Genomic DNA, 16,098 nt, shown 5'->3' with positions numbered 1-16,098 from the left:
GGTGGTTTCATGAAAATTTAACCCATCATCCCCGGCAACCGACCATAAACGTGAATGATATTGGTTTGCATTAAGATTATTTAAGGAATAATATTCGGCGAATTTCGGTGATGTTTCACCCCATTCATGTTACTTACAGCCGTTACAAAGGTGCCTTATGCCCGCCGTTTTCCTGACCAAGCCGTTGACGCAAGCCATACGACTGACCCTGGCCGTTGGTATGGCAACCACCTCGGCCCCGCTTCTGGCACAGGATGCCGAACCCGCCAGCCTGGAGGCCCTGGTGGTCTCGGCCACAGCACTCAAGGTGGAGACACCGCTGGTGGAAACCCCACGACCAGCGTCGGTAGTGGAGGAAGAGGAACTCAGGGAGCGTAATGTTCAGTCCCTTGATGAGGCCTTCCAGTACCGCGCCGGTGTGGTGTCGGGTCACTACGGTGATGACAACGACACCGACTGGCTGAAAATCCGCGGCTTTGACCAGGCCACGTACCAGGACGGCCTGCGAATCTATCGCGAGGGCTTCTACCAGTGGCTGCCTGAAACCTACGGCCTGGAGCGGGTCGAACTGCTGAAGGGACCGGCCTCCATCCTTTACGGTGAAGCGCCTCCGGGCGGAGTGATCAACGCCATCAGCAAGCGCCCAACCGATAACACGCAGGGCGAGGTGCTGGTACAGGCAGGTACCGACAAGCACCGCCAGCTTGGGGTTGACACCTCCGGCCCGGTCGCCGGAACCGATAACGTCCGCTACCGGTTGGTGGGCCTTTATCGCGACGGCGAAGGCGACCTGGACTTCACCGAAAACGAACGCTACTACATCGCGCCCAGTCTGGCCTGGGACATCACCGAAGACACCAGCTTGACCGTTCTGGCCAGCTTTCAGAAAGACGACGCCATCCCGACCAACCCGTTCAAGCTGGCCTATGGCACCGTGCAGGACACACCGTTTGGCAAGGTGGATCCCTCCACCAATTACAGTGAACCTGGTTACGACACCAACGAACGCACCCAGACCTCTCTGGGCTATGCCCTCAGCCACCAGATCAACGATATCTGGCGGTTCGAACAGGATTTCCGCTACAGCGAGCTGGATCTGCTGTTGCGCAGCAGCTACATCTTTTTCCAGACAGGTCCGCGGGAGGGCCAGCGTTACCTCACCTATCGTGACGGCAAGATCGACAGCTGGACGGTGGATAACCGTGTGGTCGGCAACTGGTACACCGATCGTACCGAGCATACGTTCCTGGCAGGTGTCGATTACCAGGATCTGAATAACAAGGGACAACAGAATGGTGCGGGTGGGTTCTCAATATTCGGCGGCCCCATTGACCTTTTCAATCCGCAGTACGGTAACTTCACACCAGTCACGGCCGCCGACCTGATCGTTACCGAGATCGACAAGCGGCAGACCGGCTACTACCTCCAGCACCAGCTGCGTCTGGACGACCGCTGGGTATTCCTGGCCGGCGCACGCTATGACCAAGCGAAGGTGGACAACATCAACCGCGATGCCAATACCCGCCAGAAGGCAGACGATGACCAGCTGTCGCTTTCCGGCGGTGTGATGTACCTGGCCGAAAACGGCGTCAGTCCCTATATATCCTATACCGAATCCTTCCAACCCATTGCCGGTACCGACGGCAACGGCGACCTGTATGAGCCGCGCACCGGCGAGCAGATTGAGCTGGGCGTGAAAATTGCCCCCCGCAATCTGGACGGTTACGTGACCGCAGCGGTGTACCGCATTGAAGAGAAGAACTCCCTGGGCACCAGCCAGGGTGGCTTCCAGATCCAGGACCGCGAGCGTACCAATGAAGGCTTCGAGCTGGAGAGCGTCAGCTACCTCACCGAGCAGCTCGAGCTGACCGCCGCCTACACTTACAACAGCGCCAAGGTTCGCGACCAGGCCACGGCCGGTAGCGAACGCCAGGCCCCCTTGATTCCACGCCACCAGGCCTCGGCGTGGCTGGACTACAGCTTCACCGACCTGGCCCCGGGCCTGAAGGTCGGTGCCGGCGCCCGGTTTGTGGGCGAAACCAAAGACGGCAACACGGAAGTGCCCTCGTACACCGTGTTCGACCTGATGGCCCAGTATGCCTTCGCGCCCCAGTGGCAAGCCCAGTTGAACGTCAGCAACCTGGCCGACCGTGAATACGTGGCCAGCTGTGACTACTGGTGCTATTACGGCGCCGAGAGAAGCGTAGTAGCCAGCCTCAGCTATCGCTGGTAACCGGCACTGCCCGGCGGGGACCTGTGATGACGATTTCAAGCCGGTATGGCCAGCTTGGCAGGATCGAGCAGGTTCTCAGACACATTCACCTGAACCTGGACAAGCCTCTGGCCGTGGCCAGCCTTGCCAGGATAGGCGGTTGGTCCCGCTGGCAGTTCAACCGCGTGTTCTCGGAACAGACCGGACAGTCCGTAGGTCGATACGTCCGGGAGCTGCGGCTGAGCCTGGCGGCGGAAATGCTGCTTTTCACCGAACAGCGGATTATCGATATCGGCCTGGCCTGCGGTTTCAGTTCTGACATCAGCTTTACCCGCAGCTTCAAACAGCATTTTGGCTGCCCGCCGGCTCAATATCGCCGGCGCGGCCTGCCCTGCCTGCTCACCACGCCACTGTGCCTTGACCCGGCTAAGCTTCCAGACGCCGCGTGGAGGGCACGGGTGCCCGCCATACGGCTGGATTCGAAACCGGCGTTTAGCGTATCAGGCCGCTCCGACAGGATCCGGGGGCTGTTCTCATCCAACCCTGATTTCGGCACCAAGGTTCCCGCCCTCTGGGCATCACTCATAGAGAGTGAGAGGCTGCCGGCTGAACAGCCAAGGTTCGGTGTTCTCGATCTCTCCCGGGGGCCGGAGTCCGAATTCCGCTATCTGGCTGGCGTTCAGACAGAGATCCAAGACGCCGACACCGAGACCCTTAAAGTACCCGCCCAGAACTACGTGGTGATCTCCTTCCAGGGACCAATCCAGTCCCTCTCGGAAATCCTGAAGTGGTTCTTCACGGCCTGGCTTCCGCACGCAGGTTGCAATGCCGTCTACGGTTACGACCTGGAAGTGTACCCGCCTGACTTTGACGCCAACGCGCCCGAGGTGGCCATGGAATACTGGATTCCGGTCACCCTCAACGAGCCATTCATTGCCCGGCATGCACCAATCGGTTAAGTCCTGTTCAGCCAGATAAATATAATGGGAATGATTCGCACTTAATCGTTCCCACGTTAAACAGGACCCGACATGCCCTCACACGTGATCAAACCGTCATTACTTGCTATTGCCGTTAGTCTCTCTGGCAGCCCGTTGGCCGTCGCTCAAACCGATGAACCCATGGAGCTGGACACCATGACGGTTTACGGCGAAACCTACAGGAACACTGCCACCAAGACGGCACTGGCGCCGGGCGACACTCCCCAGAGTATCTCAGTACTGGATCAACAGGCCCTGGAAATGCGCGATGCCGATTCCGTGGCCACTGCACTGCGCTATGCACCGGGCGTGAACACCGAACTTCGCGGAGGCGCCGTCGGCCGGCTGGACCTGTTCAGCATCCGCGGCTTCATCAATTACCAGAACTATTACGATGGCCTGCAGCTGCTGTACAACGACTGGAATCTGCAGCCCCAGATTGATCTGAAAGCCGTGGAGCAGGTTGAGGTGTTTCGTGGCCCCACCTCCACTCTGTATGGGTCCATGCCGCCCGGTGGTATGGTGAATCTGATCGGCAAACAGCCGTCCTCAGAGCACTTCAACAAAATTGAGGTTGCCAGCGGTTCCCGCAATCTGGCCGAGGCGTCCATTGAAAGCCGCGGTCAACTGGGCGATTCCAACCTGTCCTACAGCCTTGTTGGCCTGACCCGCACCCGGGATGGCCAGGCCGCAACCTCTGAGGAAGAGCGCCACATGATCGCGCCTTCCGTGGATTGGCAGGTCAGTGACAACACCCTGGTGAACTTCAACCTCTACTACCAGAAAGATCCGGCTATGGGCATTTACACCACCCTGCCCGCTTCCGGCCTGTTCTTGCCCAACCCGAATGGAGACCTCCCGCAGGATGCCTTCTCCGGCGACGCCAACTGGAACGAATTTGATAAAGAGGTGTTGCTGGTCGGCTACAAGGTCAACCACAACATCAATGACAACTGGAACTTCCTGCAGAACTTCCGATATACCGATGCCGAGGCATTCCAGACCAATACCTACACCTACCGATTCCCCAACGACCCGTTCAGCCAGGACGGACGCACCCTGCAACGCCAGGCCTACCTGACCGACGAGGCAACCACCGGGTTTACGGTGGACAACCAGTTCTCGGGGCGCTTCCAGACCGGCCGGGCCCGGCACAACATTCTGGTTGGCGTGGACTACCTGAGTCTCGATTCCGACGTTATCTATGAAGACACTGCCGCACCGGCCATCGATCTGTTCTATCCGGACTACTATCAGATATCCAGAAGCACCATAAACATCGAGAATACGGCTCTGTCCTCGGACTTCAACATCCGCAAGAAGCAGCTTGGCGTGTACCTGCAGGACCAGATTGAGCTGGGCCGCTTCGTGGTGATCGGCGGCGTGCGCTGGGACGACTTCACCGGGGAAGAGTCCGGCCGCAAATACGGCGCGCCTGTGAACAGCAAACTGGACCAGGACAACGTCTCTACACGTGCCGGCGTGATGTATCGCGGCGCCAACGGTCTCTCGCCCTACCTCAACTACGCCGAGAGTTTCGAGCCGCAAAGCGGTAGTGATCGCAACGGCAACGAATTCGACCCTTCCAAGGGGGACCAGTGGGAGCTGGGGGTAAAATACCAGTCCCAGGATCAACGCACTTCACTCAACCTGGCGTTCTACCAGATCACCAAGGACAACGTGCCCACCCGCGACCCCAATGGCGGACCTCTGGACCAGGTCCAGGCGGGGGAAGTGCGCTCCCAGGGCATCGAGCTGGAGGCTCAGGCCCAGCCCATCGACAGTCTGCTGGTGACCGCCAGCTACACGCTGCAGAGTGTGGAGGTGACCAAGGACAACACCGGCCTGAAAGGCCAGACGCCCGTGTGGGTGCCCGACCAGTTGCTGTCGGTCTGGGCGGACTATGGCTTCTATAACGGCCCACTGGATGGCCTGGTGGCAGGCATTGGCGCCCGCTACATCGGCGAGGCGGAATACAACGCAGCGACGAACGAGGGGAACGTGCCGGACGCCACACTGGTCGATATCGCACTGCGCTACAACCTGGGACGCGTCTCTCACAGCCTCCGCGGTGCCGAACTGGGCCTGTCCGTGAACAACCTTACCGACGAGCGCTACTACAGCTGCTTTGACGCCAACAACTGCTGGTTTGGTGAGGAGCGCACGGTGGAAGCTTCCGTTTCCTACACGTTCTGATTCTCGGTGCCCAGCCGTCCAGGCGGTCGGGGCTACTCGACCGTCACACTCTTGGCCAGATTCCTCGGCTGATCCACGTCGGTGCCCTTGAGTACCGCCACGTGATAGGAGAGCAACTGTAGTGGCACGGTGTAGACGATGGGCGCGGTGATTTCGTGCACCGAGGGAATCTGCATCACGTGCAGGCCCTCTTCCGGCTTCACGTCTGCAGCCTTGTCGGCGAACACAAACAGTTCGCCACCGCGGGCCCGCACTTCTTCCAGGTTGGATTTCAGCTTTTCCACCAGGTCGTTGTTGGGGGCCACGGTCACCACGGGCATTTCGCTGTCTACCAGAGCCAGGGGGCCGTGCTTCAACTCGCCAGCCGGATAGGCTTCGGCGTGGATGTAGGAAATTTCCTTGAGCTTGAGAGCTCCTTCCATGGCGACCGGGTACTGGGAACCCCGGCCCAGGAACAGGCTGTGGTTCTTGTCCATGAAGGCCTTGGACATCTCCTCGATTTCGCCATCCAGGGCCAGCACATCGTTGACCTGGCCCGGCAACAGGTGAATGGCCTTCACGATGTCGGCTTCCCGCTCGGCATTCAGGCCGTTGTGGCGGGCCAGGGCCAGGGTGAAGATCAGCAGGGCGGTCAGCTGGGTGGTGAACGCCTTGGTGGACGCCACGCCGATTTCAGGGCCGGCCTGGGTCATGATCACCAGGTCGGATTCCCGCACCAGCGAACTGCCCGGTACGTTGCAGATCGCCAATGCCGCGCGGAAACCTGCTTTCTTGGCCTGGCGCAAAGCCGCCAGGGTATCGGCGGTTTCGCCGGACTGGGAAATGCACAGGAACAGGGTATCCGGCTGGATCACATGCTTGCGGTAGCGGAACTCGGAGGCTACTTCCACGGAACAGGGTACGCCGGCCAGGTCTTCAATCCAGTAACGGGCCACCATGCCGGCATGATAAGAGGTTCCACAGGCGATGATCTGGACGTGGCGCACGTTCTCCAGCAGGTTTTCGGCATCGGTACCCAGGGCTTGCTCCAGCACCCGGGTAGCGGTAATCCGGCCTTCCATGGTGGCCTTGATCACTTTCGGCTGCTCGTAGATTTCCTTGAGCATGTAATGGCGGTACTCGCCCTTGTCGGCGGAATCGGCACCGTGTTCGAAACGGTTGATGGCGCGCTCAACCGCCTGGCCTTCGCGATCGTGAATCTCGATCTTGTCCTTGCGGATATCGGCGATGTCGCCTTCTTCCAGGAACATGAACCGGTCGGTGACCGGCAGCAGCGCCAGCTGGTCAGAGGCGATGAAGTTTTCGCCGATACCCACACCCACCACCAGCGGGCTGCCTTCACGGCACACCACCATGTGGTCCGGCTCGTCGGCATGGACCACGGCCAGGGCAAAGGCGCCGCGCAGGCGGCTAATGGCAGTCTTGACGGCGTTATAGAGGCTTCCGCCCGCCTTGTAGTTCTTGCCGATCAGATGGGCAACGACTTCGGTGTCGGTCTGGGAGGTGAACTCAAAGCCTTCGGCTTTCAGCTCTTCCCGCAGTTCCTGATAGTTCTCGATGATGCCATTGTGGACAATGGCCAGGCGATCGCCAGACATGTGCGGGTGGGCGTTCACCTGGGATGGCTCGCCGTGGGTGGCCCAGCGGGTATGGGCGATACCGAGATGCCCGGCCAGGGGATTGGCACTGATGGCATCGGCCAGGGCGGCAACCTTGCCGACTTCCCGGGCACGCTGCACTTCCGGCTTGCCGTTGATCACGGCCATGCCGGCGGAGTCGTAACCCCGGTATTCAAGGCGGCGGAGCCCCTCCAGCAGAATACCCTGGACGTCCCGTTCGGAAACCGCTCCTACAATCCCACACATGCTGTTATCACCTGTCAGTTAATTCGGTTGTTACGCTTTCTTGGGCCGTTCCCAGCCTGCGATATTCCGTTGTTTGCCGCGGGCTACCGCCAGTTCGCTTTCAGCGACGTTGCGGGTAATGGTCGAACCTGCACCAATGGTGGCCTCGGCCGCCACTGTCACCGGCGCCACCAGCGAGGTGTTGGAACCCACAAACACACCGTCGCCGATCTCGGTTTTGAACTTGTTCACCCCATCATAATTGCAGGTGATGGTGCCTGCACCCACATTCACATTACGACCCAGTGAGGCATCGCCCACGTAGCTCAGGTGATTGATCTTGCTGCCCTCACCTACTACCGCTTTCTTGGTTTCGACAAAGTTGCCCACCTTGGTATTGGCGGCCAGTTCGGTACCCGGGCGCAGGCGGGCGAACGGGCCAATCTGGGCATTGGCGCCTACAATCGCACCTTCAAGCACGCTGTTGGCTTTGATTTCAGCGCCATCAGCAATGGTGGAATCCTTGATCACACAGTTCGGACCGATCACCACGTTGCTGCCAAGGCTGACTTTACCCTCAAACACCGCGTTCACATCAATCCACAGGTCGTTACCAATGGTCAGCTCACCGCGTACATCCACCCGGGCCGGGTCTGCCAGGGTAGCTCCCTCGGTCATCAGCCTTTCTGCCTGCTGGCGCTGGTACCAACGCTCCAGCTCCGCCAGTTGCAGGCGGTTATTCACGCCCTGCACTTCAAACGGGTTCAGGGGCTGAGACACCGTGACGGACAAGCCATGGTCAACAGCCATAGCGATGATGTCGGTCAGGTAGTATTCACCCTGGGCGTTGCTGTTGGATAGCGTGGGTAGCCAGCTTTTCAGGTGCCGGGCAGAAACGGCCAGGATACCGGTGTTTACCTCCTGGATATCTTGCTGCTCGGCGGTGGCGTCTTTCTGCTCCACAATCGCCTGCACCTGGCCCTCGGCGTTACGAACGATCCGGCCATAGCCGTGAGGGTTGTCCATATCCACAGTCAGCAGGGCCAGATTGCCATCGTCCAGGTCACTGACCATGGCGTCGAGGGTGTCTTTGCGGGTCAACGGCACATCGCCGTAGAGCACCAGTACCCGGGCGTCGTCCGGCAGATCCGGCAAGGCCTGGGCCACGGCATGGCCGGTACCCAGTTGCTCGGTCTGCATCACCCAGTTCACCGAGGGTTCGTGCAGTGATGCCCGCACCCGATCTGCACCGTGGCCGATTACCGTGTGAATTTTCTCCGCCCCCAGCTGCTTTGCGGTATCAATCACGTGATGCAGCATGGCCTTGCCGGCCACCGGGTGTAATACCTTGGGTAGCGCCGATTTCATTCGGGAGCCCTGGCCGGCCGCCAGGATCACAACGTGTAATGGGCTCATGGGGCGGTACGCTCCAATCTGGTGGTGAATCTCAAAATAAAAAACCGCGTCCCGGTGAATAACCGGCCTTGCCCTTGCGGGTGTGGCTGGTTATCCACCTGCGGATGCGGTTCACGGTCAGGCCAGTCCGGGCCCTGACACAAACCCTGCTTAGCGCAGGTGCTTGCGCAGTTTCTGGATGGTGCGCAGCTGAGCGGCGGCTTCTGCCAGCTCGGCGGCAGCACGGGAGTACTCGAACTCGCCTGTCTTGTTCGCCAGTGCCTTCTCGGCTTGCTTCTGGGCCTCCAGGGCTGCCGCTTCGTCCACATCCTTGGCACGAACTGCGGTATCAGCCATCAGGGTCACCAGGTTCGGCTGTACTTCCAGATAACCACCGGATACGTACAGAATCTCCTCGGCGCCACCCTGCTTGATGATCCGCACTGAGCCGGGCTTGAGCTCGGTCAGCAGCGGAGCATGGCCAAGCTGGATGCCTAGCTCACCCTCGGTTCCGGTGGCGATCAGCATCTCCACCAGGCCCGAGTAGATTTTTTCTTCGGCACTTACGACGTCACAATGTACGGTCATAGCCATTTCTTACGCCTCTTGGGTCAGAAAGGGAAGAAGGTAATTTACTTGCCTTCTTTCGCTTTCATTGCCTTAGCCTTCTCGATTGCCTCTTCGATGCCACCGCACATGTAGAAGGCCTGCTCCGGCATGTCGTCGTAGTCACCGTTCAGGATGCCTTCGAAGCTGGCGATGGTTTCCTTCAGAGACACGTACTTACCCGGGGAACCGGTAAATACTTCCGCTACGTGGAACGGCTGAGACAGGAAGCGCTCGATCTTACGGGCACGGGCCACGGTCAGCTTGTCTTCTTCAGACAGCTCGTCCATACCCAGGATCGCGATGATGTCTTTCAGTTCCTTGTAACGCTGCAGAACGTTCTGAACACCACGGGCAACGTTGTAGTGCTGCTCGCCGATCACCAGCGGGTCCAGCTGACGGGAGGTGGAGTCGAGCGGATCGATCGCCGGGTAGATACCCTTGGAGGCGATGTCACGGCTCAGTACCACGGTCGCGTCAAGGTGCGAGAAGGTGGTGGCCGGAGACGGGTCAGTCAAGTCATCCGCCGGTACGTAGACCGCCTGGATAGAGGTGATAGAACCGTTCTTGGTAGAGGTGATCCGCTCCTGCAGCTGACCCATCTCTTCCGCCAGAGTCGGCTGGTAACCTACCGCTGAAGGCATACGGCCCAGCAGTGCAGATACTTCGGTACCGGCCAGGGTGTAACGGTAGATGTTGTCAACGAACAACAGAACGTCACGGCCTTCGTCACGGAACTTCTCGGCCATGGTGAGACCGGTCAGGGCCACACGCAGACGGTTTCCTGGGGGCTCGTTCATCTGGCCGTAAACCATGGCAACCTTATCCAGAACGTTAGACTCCTTCATTTCGTAGTAGAAGTCGTTACCCTCACGGGTACGCTCACCAACACCGGCGAATACGGAGAGACCGGAGTGCTCTTTCGCGATGTTGTTGATCAATTCCATCATGTTTACGGTTTTGCCTACACCGGCACCACCGAACAGGCCAACCTTACCACCCTTGGCGAACGGGCAGATCAGGTCGATAACCTTGATGCCGGTTTCCAGCAGGTCAGCAGACGCTGCCTGGTCGGCGTAGCCCGGTGCTTTGCGGTGGATAGCCCAACGCTCTTCTTCACCGATGTCGCCCTGCTCGTCGATCGGACGGCCCAATACGTCCATGATGCGGCCCAGAGTCTGGGTGCCCACGGGTACTGAAATCGGCTTGCCGGTATTCTCAGCTTTCAGGCCACGCTTGAGGCCTTCGGTGCTGCCCATTGCGATGGTACGAACAATGCCGTCACCCAGCTGCTGCTGGACTTCCAGAGTTGTTTCGCCACCTTCAAGCAGCAGTGCGTCATAAACGCTTGGCACGGAGTCACGTGGGAATTCCACGTCGATAACCGCGCCAATGATCTGAACGATGTGTCCGCTACTCATGCTCGGTTCCTCGTTATCTAGTAGTCAATAAAACCAGTAGGTTTGTGAGCGTTATCAAACAGATGCCGCGCCGCTCACAATCTCCGAAATCTCTTGGGTGATGGCTGCCTGGCGGGCCTTGTTATAGGCCAGCTGAAGCTCATCGATGATGCCACCGGCGTTGTCTGTCGCGCTCTTCATGGCAATCATCCGGGCAGCCTGTTCACAGGCCAGATTCTCTACCACACCCTGATACACCTGGGATTCGATATAACGTGGCAGTAGCCCGTCAAGAATCGGACGTGAATCCGGCTCATAGAGATAATCCCACTGGTGACCTACATCCTCGTCATCACCTTCCGGCAATGGCAGCAGCTGCAGCGAATGCGGGCTCTGAGTCATGGTATTCACAAACTCGTTGCTCACAAGGTACAGGCGATCAATCTTGCCCTGCTCGAAACCATCGAGCATCACCTTGACGCTACCAATCAGCTCACTTGCAGACGGGTTGTCACCCATATGGGTAACCGCCGCTACAACGTTGCCACCGTAGTTACGGAAGAAAGACGCGCCTTTTTGCCCAATGGCGCAGATGTCGGTCTCAACACCCTTTTGTTTCCATTCACGCATTTCGCGAACGAGCAGTTTGAACAGGTTGGTGTTCAAACCACCACAAAGGCCACGGTCGGAGGAAACTACAATGTAGCCTACCCGCTTGACCTCACGCTCCTGCATGAACGGATGACGGTAATCCTTGTTGGACTTGGCAATGTGTCCGATTACCTGCAGCATCTTTTCGGCGTATGGGCGAGTTGCCTGCATACGGTCCTGAGCTTTACGCATTTTACTCGCCGCCACCATTTCCATGGCGGAGGTGATCTTCTGCGTGCTCTTGATGCTTCCGATCTGGTTACGTATTTCTTTTCCGACGGCCATAAGTCACTGCCTTTTCAAGTTAGACACTCAAAGGGACCAGCAGGCCCGCACAATGGCGGGCCCAGTGGATTTACCAGCTCTGAGTGGTCTTGAATTTCTCCAGAGCAGCTTTCAGGCCAGCGGTGATGTCGTCGTTGAAGTTGCCCTCGGGGCCGATCTTGTCGAGAAGCTCTTTCTGCTCGGAACGCATCCAGTCCAGCAGCTGTGCTTCAAACTTCACAACCTTGTTTACATCAACATCGTCCAGGAAGCCTTCGTTTGCTGCGAACAGTACGGTACCCATTTCCGCAACGGTCATCGGGCTGTACTGGTTCTGCTTCATCAGCTCGGTAACGCGCTGACCGTGCTCCAGCTGACGACGGGTTGCTTCGTCAAGATCGGAAGCGAACTGGGCGAATGCCGCCAGTTCCCGATACTGGGCCAGGGCCAGACGGATGTTACCGCCGAGCTTCTTCATGATCTTGGTCTGGGCTGCACCACCTACCCGGGATACGGAGATACCGGCGTTCATGGCCGGACGGATACCGGAGTTGAACAGGTTGGTTTCCAGGAAGATCTGACCATCGGTGATGGAGATCACGTTGGTCGGTACGAACGCAGAAACGTCACCAGCCTGGGTTTCGATGATCGGCAGCGCGGTCAGAGAACCGGTCTTGCCTTTCACTTCACCGTTGGTGAACTGCTCAACGTAGTCAGCGTTAACGCGGGAAGCGCGCTCCAGCAGACGGGAGTGCAGATAGAAAACGTCACCCGGGAATGCTTCACGTCCTGGCGGACGACGCAGCAGCAGGGAGATCTGACGGTAAGCAACAGCCTGCTTGGACAGGTCGTCGTATACGATCAGAGCGTCTTCACCGCGGTCACGGAAGAATTCACCCATGGACGTACCGGAGTACGGAGCCAGGAACTGCATGGCGGCAGGATCAGCGGCACCGGCGGCAACCACGATGGTGTGGTCCATGGCGCCGTGCTCTTCCAGCTTGCGCACAACCGCGGCAATGGAAGACTGCTTCTGGCCGACGGCAACGTAGATACACTTGATGCCGGTGTTCTTCTGGTTGATGATCGCGTCAATCGCTACAGCGGTCTTACCGATCTGACGGTCACCGATGATCAGCTCACGCTGGCCACGACCGATGGGAACCATGGTGTCGATGGCTTTCAAGCCAGTCTGTACCGGCTCATCAACGGACTGACGGGCGATAACGCCAGGTGCAACCTTCTCAACCGGAGAGGTCAGGCTGTTACCCAGCTCGCCCTTACCGTCGATCGGGTTACCCAGAGAGTCAACCACACGGCCCAGCAGTTCGTTACCAACCGGCACTTCCAGGATACGGCCGGTACAACGAACTTTCTGACCTTCGGCCAGACCTTCGAAGTCGCCCAGTACCACCGCACCAACAGAATCACGCTCCAGGTTCAGAGCCATGCCGTAGGTGCCGTTGGCAAATTCAATCATCTCGCCGTACATAACGTCGGCCAGACCGTGGATCAATACGATGCCGTCAGATACCGACAGGATCGTACCTTCGTTCTTTGCTTCGGAAGAGATGTCGAGTTTCTCGATTCTCTTCTTGATGATGTCACTGATCTCGGATGGATTCAGTTGCTGCATGCCTTTGTCCTCAAACCTTGTGCTGAAATCAGGAGCCCAGAGCCTTGGCCATTCTGGCCAGCTTGCCACGGACTGAAGCGTCGATAACCAGGTCGCCTGTGCGTACTACCACGCCGCCGATCAGGGACTGATCCACCGCGGTTTCAAGCTCAACCTTGCGCTCCAGCTTTTCGGACAGTGCTTTGATCAACTTCTGCTGTTCGTCGGCAGACAGTTCGAACGCTGTGTTCACCGCCAGTTTGACGGTGCGCTCGAGATCCGCGCGATACAGACTGAACAGCGTAGCAACTTCCGGCAACAGCGCCAGACGCTTGTTTTCAGCAAGAATCAACAGGAAATTTCTGAGTGCTTCAGGCAGGGGCTCTTCGAAACAATCGGCGAAGAGTTCCGCCTTGCGTTGCTCAGACAGGCCGGGATTGGCCAGGATGTTCGCTACCTCTTGGTCAGCCGCGACCAGACCTGCAAAAGCCAGTGCCTGATCCCACTGATCAACGGCATTCTGTTCTTTAGCGGCATCGAATACGGCTTTCGCGTAGGGTCGGGCTAACGTAGTCAGTTGTGCCATGATGACCCTCGTTTAGAGTTCTGCGGCCAGCTTGTCCAGCATCTCGCTGTGAGCTTTGGCATCTACAGAGGTTTCCAGGATCTTCTCGGCACCGGCAACGGCAAGAACCGCTACTTCTTTGCGCAGTGCGTCGCGAGCCTGAACACGCTCCTGTTGAATTTCGGCCCTGGCCTGCTCAATAAGCTTTTCGCCTTCTTTGCGGGCATCGTCTTTAGACGCTTCCACAATCTGGGCGGCACGCTTGTTGGCCTGGTCAATCAGGGCTGCAGCTTCCTGTTTTGCTTTTTGCAATTCTTTGGAGGCTTTTTCCTGCGCGAGTTCCAGATCGAGGGATGCCCGATCTGCGGCAGAAAGGCCGTCGGCAATTTTCTTCTGGCGCGCTTCCATGGCAGCCGTGATGGGCGGCCACACATATTTGACGCAGAACCAGACGAAAATAGCGAAGGCAATCGCTTGCCCTATCAACGTAAGGTTTATATTCACGGCAATATACCTCTTGCTATTCGTTGCGTCCTGGTTTCCGGAAAACCGGGCGCGTCCTCAACTCAAGTGAGCAGCGCCCTGGCTTCTCGGGTGTAATTAACCAGCTACAACGAAGATCAGGTACATCGCGATACCAACACCGATCATCGGAACAGCGTCAAGCAGACCAGCCATGATGAAGGTCTTGGTTTGCAGCTGCGGAGCCATTTCAGGCTGACGAGCAGAAGACTCGAGCAGTTTGCCGCCCAGCAGAGCGAAGCCAATACCGGTGGCCAGAGCGCCAGAACCCAGGATGATAGCAGCTGCGATGAATACGATTTCCATTTAAAACTCCTTAGCTTTCAGTTTATTAAAGGTTAATTTGGGATTTCACAATCCAGGTTTTACGAAACTTCTTCTGTACTGTCCGTTAATGATCTTCGTGTGCCTGACTCAGATAAACCACCGCCAGCGTTGTGAAGATAAAGGCCTGCAGCGTTACCACCAGGATGTGGAAAATCGCCCAGGGCACGTTCAGCGTCCACTGCACCCAGAACGGCAGAATCGCGATAAGAATGAACACTACCTCACCGGCGTACATGTTACCAAACAGACGCAGCGCAAGACTCAGCGGCTTGGTCAGCAGGCCCAGGATTTCCAGTACCAGGTTAAAGGGTACCAGCGCCCAGTGGTTGAACGGTGTGAAGGACAGTTCCTTGGCGAAGCCGCCAGCACCTTTTACCTTGATGCTGTAGAAGATGATCAGCAGGAACACACCGATGGAGATACCGAAGGTACCATTGGGATCGGTGGTCGGTACAATCTTAAAGTATTCAAGACCCAGCGCGTGGGCAATCTGGGGGATAAAGTCCACCGGAATCAGCTTCAGGCTGTTCATCAGGAAGATCCAGACAAACATGGTCAGGGCCAGCGGCGCGATGACCGGGTTCCTGCCGTGGAAGCCATCACGAACGATGGTCTGAACAAATTCGACGGTCATTTCGACCACGTTCTGGAGCCCGGAGGGCACGCCGCTGGTGGCCCGCTTGGCAACCATACGGAAAATGGTCAGGAACAGGATGCCCATAAAGATGGACCAGCCCAGGGTGTCCACGTGGAACGCCATGAAGCCCATATCGGTTGCTTCGGCCGAAGTACGCGCAAACGTCCAGGAGGCCTCCTGCAACACGGTGACATCATTGGTGTAGGGATCGACCCTCTCATAACCGGCGGGGAGCTTGCCGTAAGTGAGGTTCTGAAGGTGGTGTTGTATATATTCTACTGGGGTATCAGCTGCCATACTGCTCTCACGTCCAGTCTATAGCTGTCTTTGAGGTTGAATCAGGAAGCGCAGCACGCCACTGAGAACAACCATTACAGCAAAAGTGAATAACAGAGCCGGCACATGTACTGGCTCCATCAAGATGAAAACTGCCGCAAAACCCACTGCGGTAAGGGCAAGCTTGATGCCTTCTGCCCTGAACATGTTGCCCACCATCAGGCGCGCGTGTCGGGCGCCTTGGTACCGGTACATCCGGTGAGCAAAATACGCGTTTGGTATGACAAAAATAAGACCGCCGATAAACGCGGAATACCCGGCCAAACGACTTTCAAACAACCACAACAGACTGATAGTGACCAGAGCCGCCATCTCGATAACCAGCCACTTCAGGAGCGGCAAACGCATGATGGCTTTCTTCGAACGTGTCATGTCACCAGCTGTCATTCCAAGCGCGCGGAATTATATGTGTTAACCGATAGCTGTTCAACACAACTCGGCCGAAAAATTGGCCAAGTTTTAACCAGATCGATTCAAGATTTGATAGCAGATAACACAAGTTGTGTTCTGCAACCTCCGGAGCAACCACATGTGGTGTTTAATGCGAA

14 protein-coding genes are annotated in these 16,098 nt (G+C 57.6%); 3 read left to right on the top strand and 11 right to left on the bottom strand.

The genetic code is table 11. The annotated features are described in order from the left end of the window. Positions 1 to 157 precede the first annotated feature (157 nt). The 3 genes from J122_RS16175 to J122_RS16165 all read left to right on the top strand — a co-directional run bounded on the left by J122_RS16175 (position 158) and on the right by J122_RS16165 (position 5,388). Positions 158 to 2,233 (top strand): TonB-dependent siderophore receptor, encoded by a 2,076-nt coding sequence (locus J122_RS16175; RefSeq protein ID WP_061333196.1) that lies wholly within the window; start codon positions 158 to 160, stop codon positions 2,231 to 2,233. Between the two features lie 26 nt (positions 2,234 to 2,259). Further along, positions 2,260 to 3,171, top strand: a complete 912-nt coding sequence (locus J122_RS16170) for a helix-turn-helix domain-containing protein (RefSeq protein WP_061333195.1) — start codon at positions 2,260 to 2,262, stop codon at positions 3,169 to 3,171. A 72-nt stretch (positions 3,172 to 3,243) separates the two neighbouring features. Next, entirely contained in the window at positions 3,244 to 5,388 is a 2,145-nt protein-coding gene (locus tag J122_RS16165; protein WP_061333194.1) for a TonB-dependent siderophore receptor, read from the top strand. 32 nt (positions 5,389 to 5,420) lie between these two features. Here J122_RS16165 and glmS read toward each other — a convergent pair whose 3' ends face one another. From glmS to J122_RS16110, 11 genes are all read right to left on the bottom strand, one after another. Continuing rightward, positions 5,421 to 7,253: a glutamine--fructose-6-phosphate transaminase (isomerizing) gene (gene glmS / locus J122_RS16160; protein WP_061333193.1), complete on the bottom strand. Its 1,833-nt coding sequence runs from the start codon at positions 7,251 to 7,253 to the stop codon at positions 5,421 to 5,423. 30 nt (positions 7,254 to 7,283) lie between these two features. Further along, entirely contained in the window at positions 7,284 to 8,648 is a 1,365-nt protein-coding gene (gene glmU / locus J122_RS16155) for a bifunctional UDP-N-acetylglucosamine diphosphorylase/glucosamine-1-phosphate N-acetyltransferase GlmU (RefSeq protein ID WP_058090899.1), read from the bottom strand. Positions 8,649 to 8,798: 150 nt separating this feature from the next. Further along, positions 8,799 to 9,221: a F0F1 ATP synthase subunit epsilon gene (locus J122_RS16150; protein ID WP_061333192.1), complete on the bottom strand. Its 423-nt coding sequence runs from the start codon at positions 9,219 to 9,221 to the stop codon at positions 8,799 to 8,801. A 38-nt stretch (positions 9,222 to 9,259) separates the two neighbouring features. Further along, the gene (gene atpD, locus J122_RS16145) at positions 9,260 to 10,654 is read right to left on the bottom strand and encodes a F0F1 ATP synthase subunit beta (RefSeq protein ID WP_058090901.1); all 1,395 of its coding nucleotides are present in this window, start codon (positions 10,652 to 10,654) and stop codon (positions 9,260 to 9,262) included. Positions 10,655 to 10,708: 54 nt separating this feature from the next. Next, the gene (gene atpG, locus J122_RS16140; protein WP_061333191.1) at positions 10,709 to 11,569 is read right to left on the bottom strand and encodes a F0F1 ATP synthase subunit gamma; all 861 of its coding nucleotides are present in this window, start codon (positions 11,567 to 11,569) and stop codon (positions 10,709 to 10,711) included. Between the two features lie 70 nt (positions 11,570 to 11,639). Further along, entirely contained in the window at positions 11,640 to 13,184 is a 1,545-nt protein-coding gene (gene atpA / locus J122_RS16135; protein WP_058090903.1) for a F0F1 ATP synthase subunit alpha, read from the bottom strand. A 28-nt stretch (positions 13,185 to 13,212) separates the two neighbouring features. Then, complete coding sequence (locus tag J122_RS16130) at positions 13,213 to 13,749, bottom strand: F0F1 ATP synthase subunit delta (RefSeq protein WP_058090904.1); 537 nt, start codon at positions 13,747 to 13,749, stop codon at positions 13,213 to 13,215. 12 nt (positions 13,750 to 13,761) lie between these two features. Beyond that, complete coding sequence (locus J122_RS16125; protein ID WP_058090905.1) at positions 13,762 to 14,232, bottom strand: F0F1 ATP synthase subunit B; 471 nt, start codon at positions 14,230 to 14,232, stop codon at positions 13,762 to 13,764. 96 nt (positions 14,233 to 14,328) lie between these two features. Further along, entirely contained in the window at positions 14,329 to 14,556 is a 228-nt protein-coding gene (atpE, locus tag J122_RS16120; RefSeq protein ID WP_058090906.1) for a F0F1 ATP synthase subunit C, read from the bottom strand. 85 nt (positions 14,557 to 14,641) lie between these two features. After that, positions 14,642 to 15,511: a F0F1 ATP synthase subunit A gene (gene atpB / locus J122_RS16115; protein WP_061333190.1), complete on the bottom strand. Its 870-nt coding sequence runs from the start codon at positions 15,509 to 15,511 to the stop codon at positions 14,642 to 14,644. Positions 15,512 to 15,529: 18 nt separating this feature from the next. Beyond that, complete coding sequence (locus tag J122_RS16110; protein ID WP_082780615.1) at positions 15,530 to 15,937, bottom strand: ATP synthase subunit I; 408 nt, start codon at positions 15,935 to 15,937, stop codon at positions 15,530 to 15,532. Positions 15,938 to 16,098 lie beyond the last annotated feature (161 nt).

This window comes from Marinobacter excellens LAMA 842 (assembly GCF_001574445.1).
Lineage (GTDB): Bacteria > Pseudomonadota > Gammaproteobacteria > Pseudomonadales > Oleiphilaceae > Marinobacter > Marinobacter shengliensis.
The sequence above is the reverse complement of the archived record's forward strand: the minus strand, read 5'-3'. Positions and strand labels throughout refer to the sequence as shown.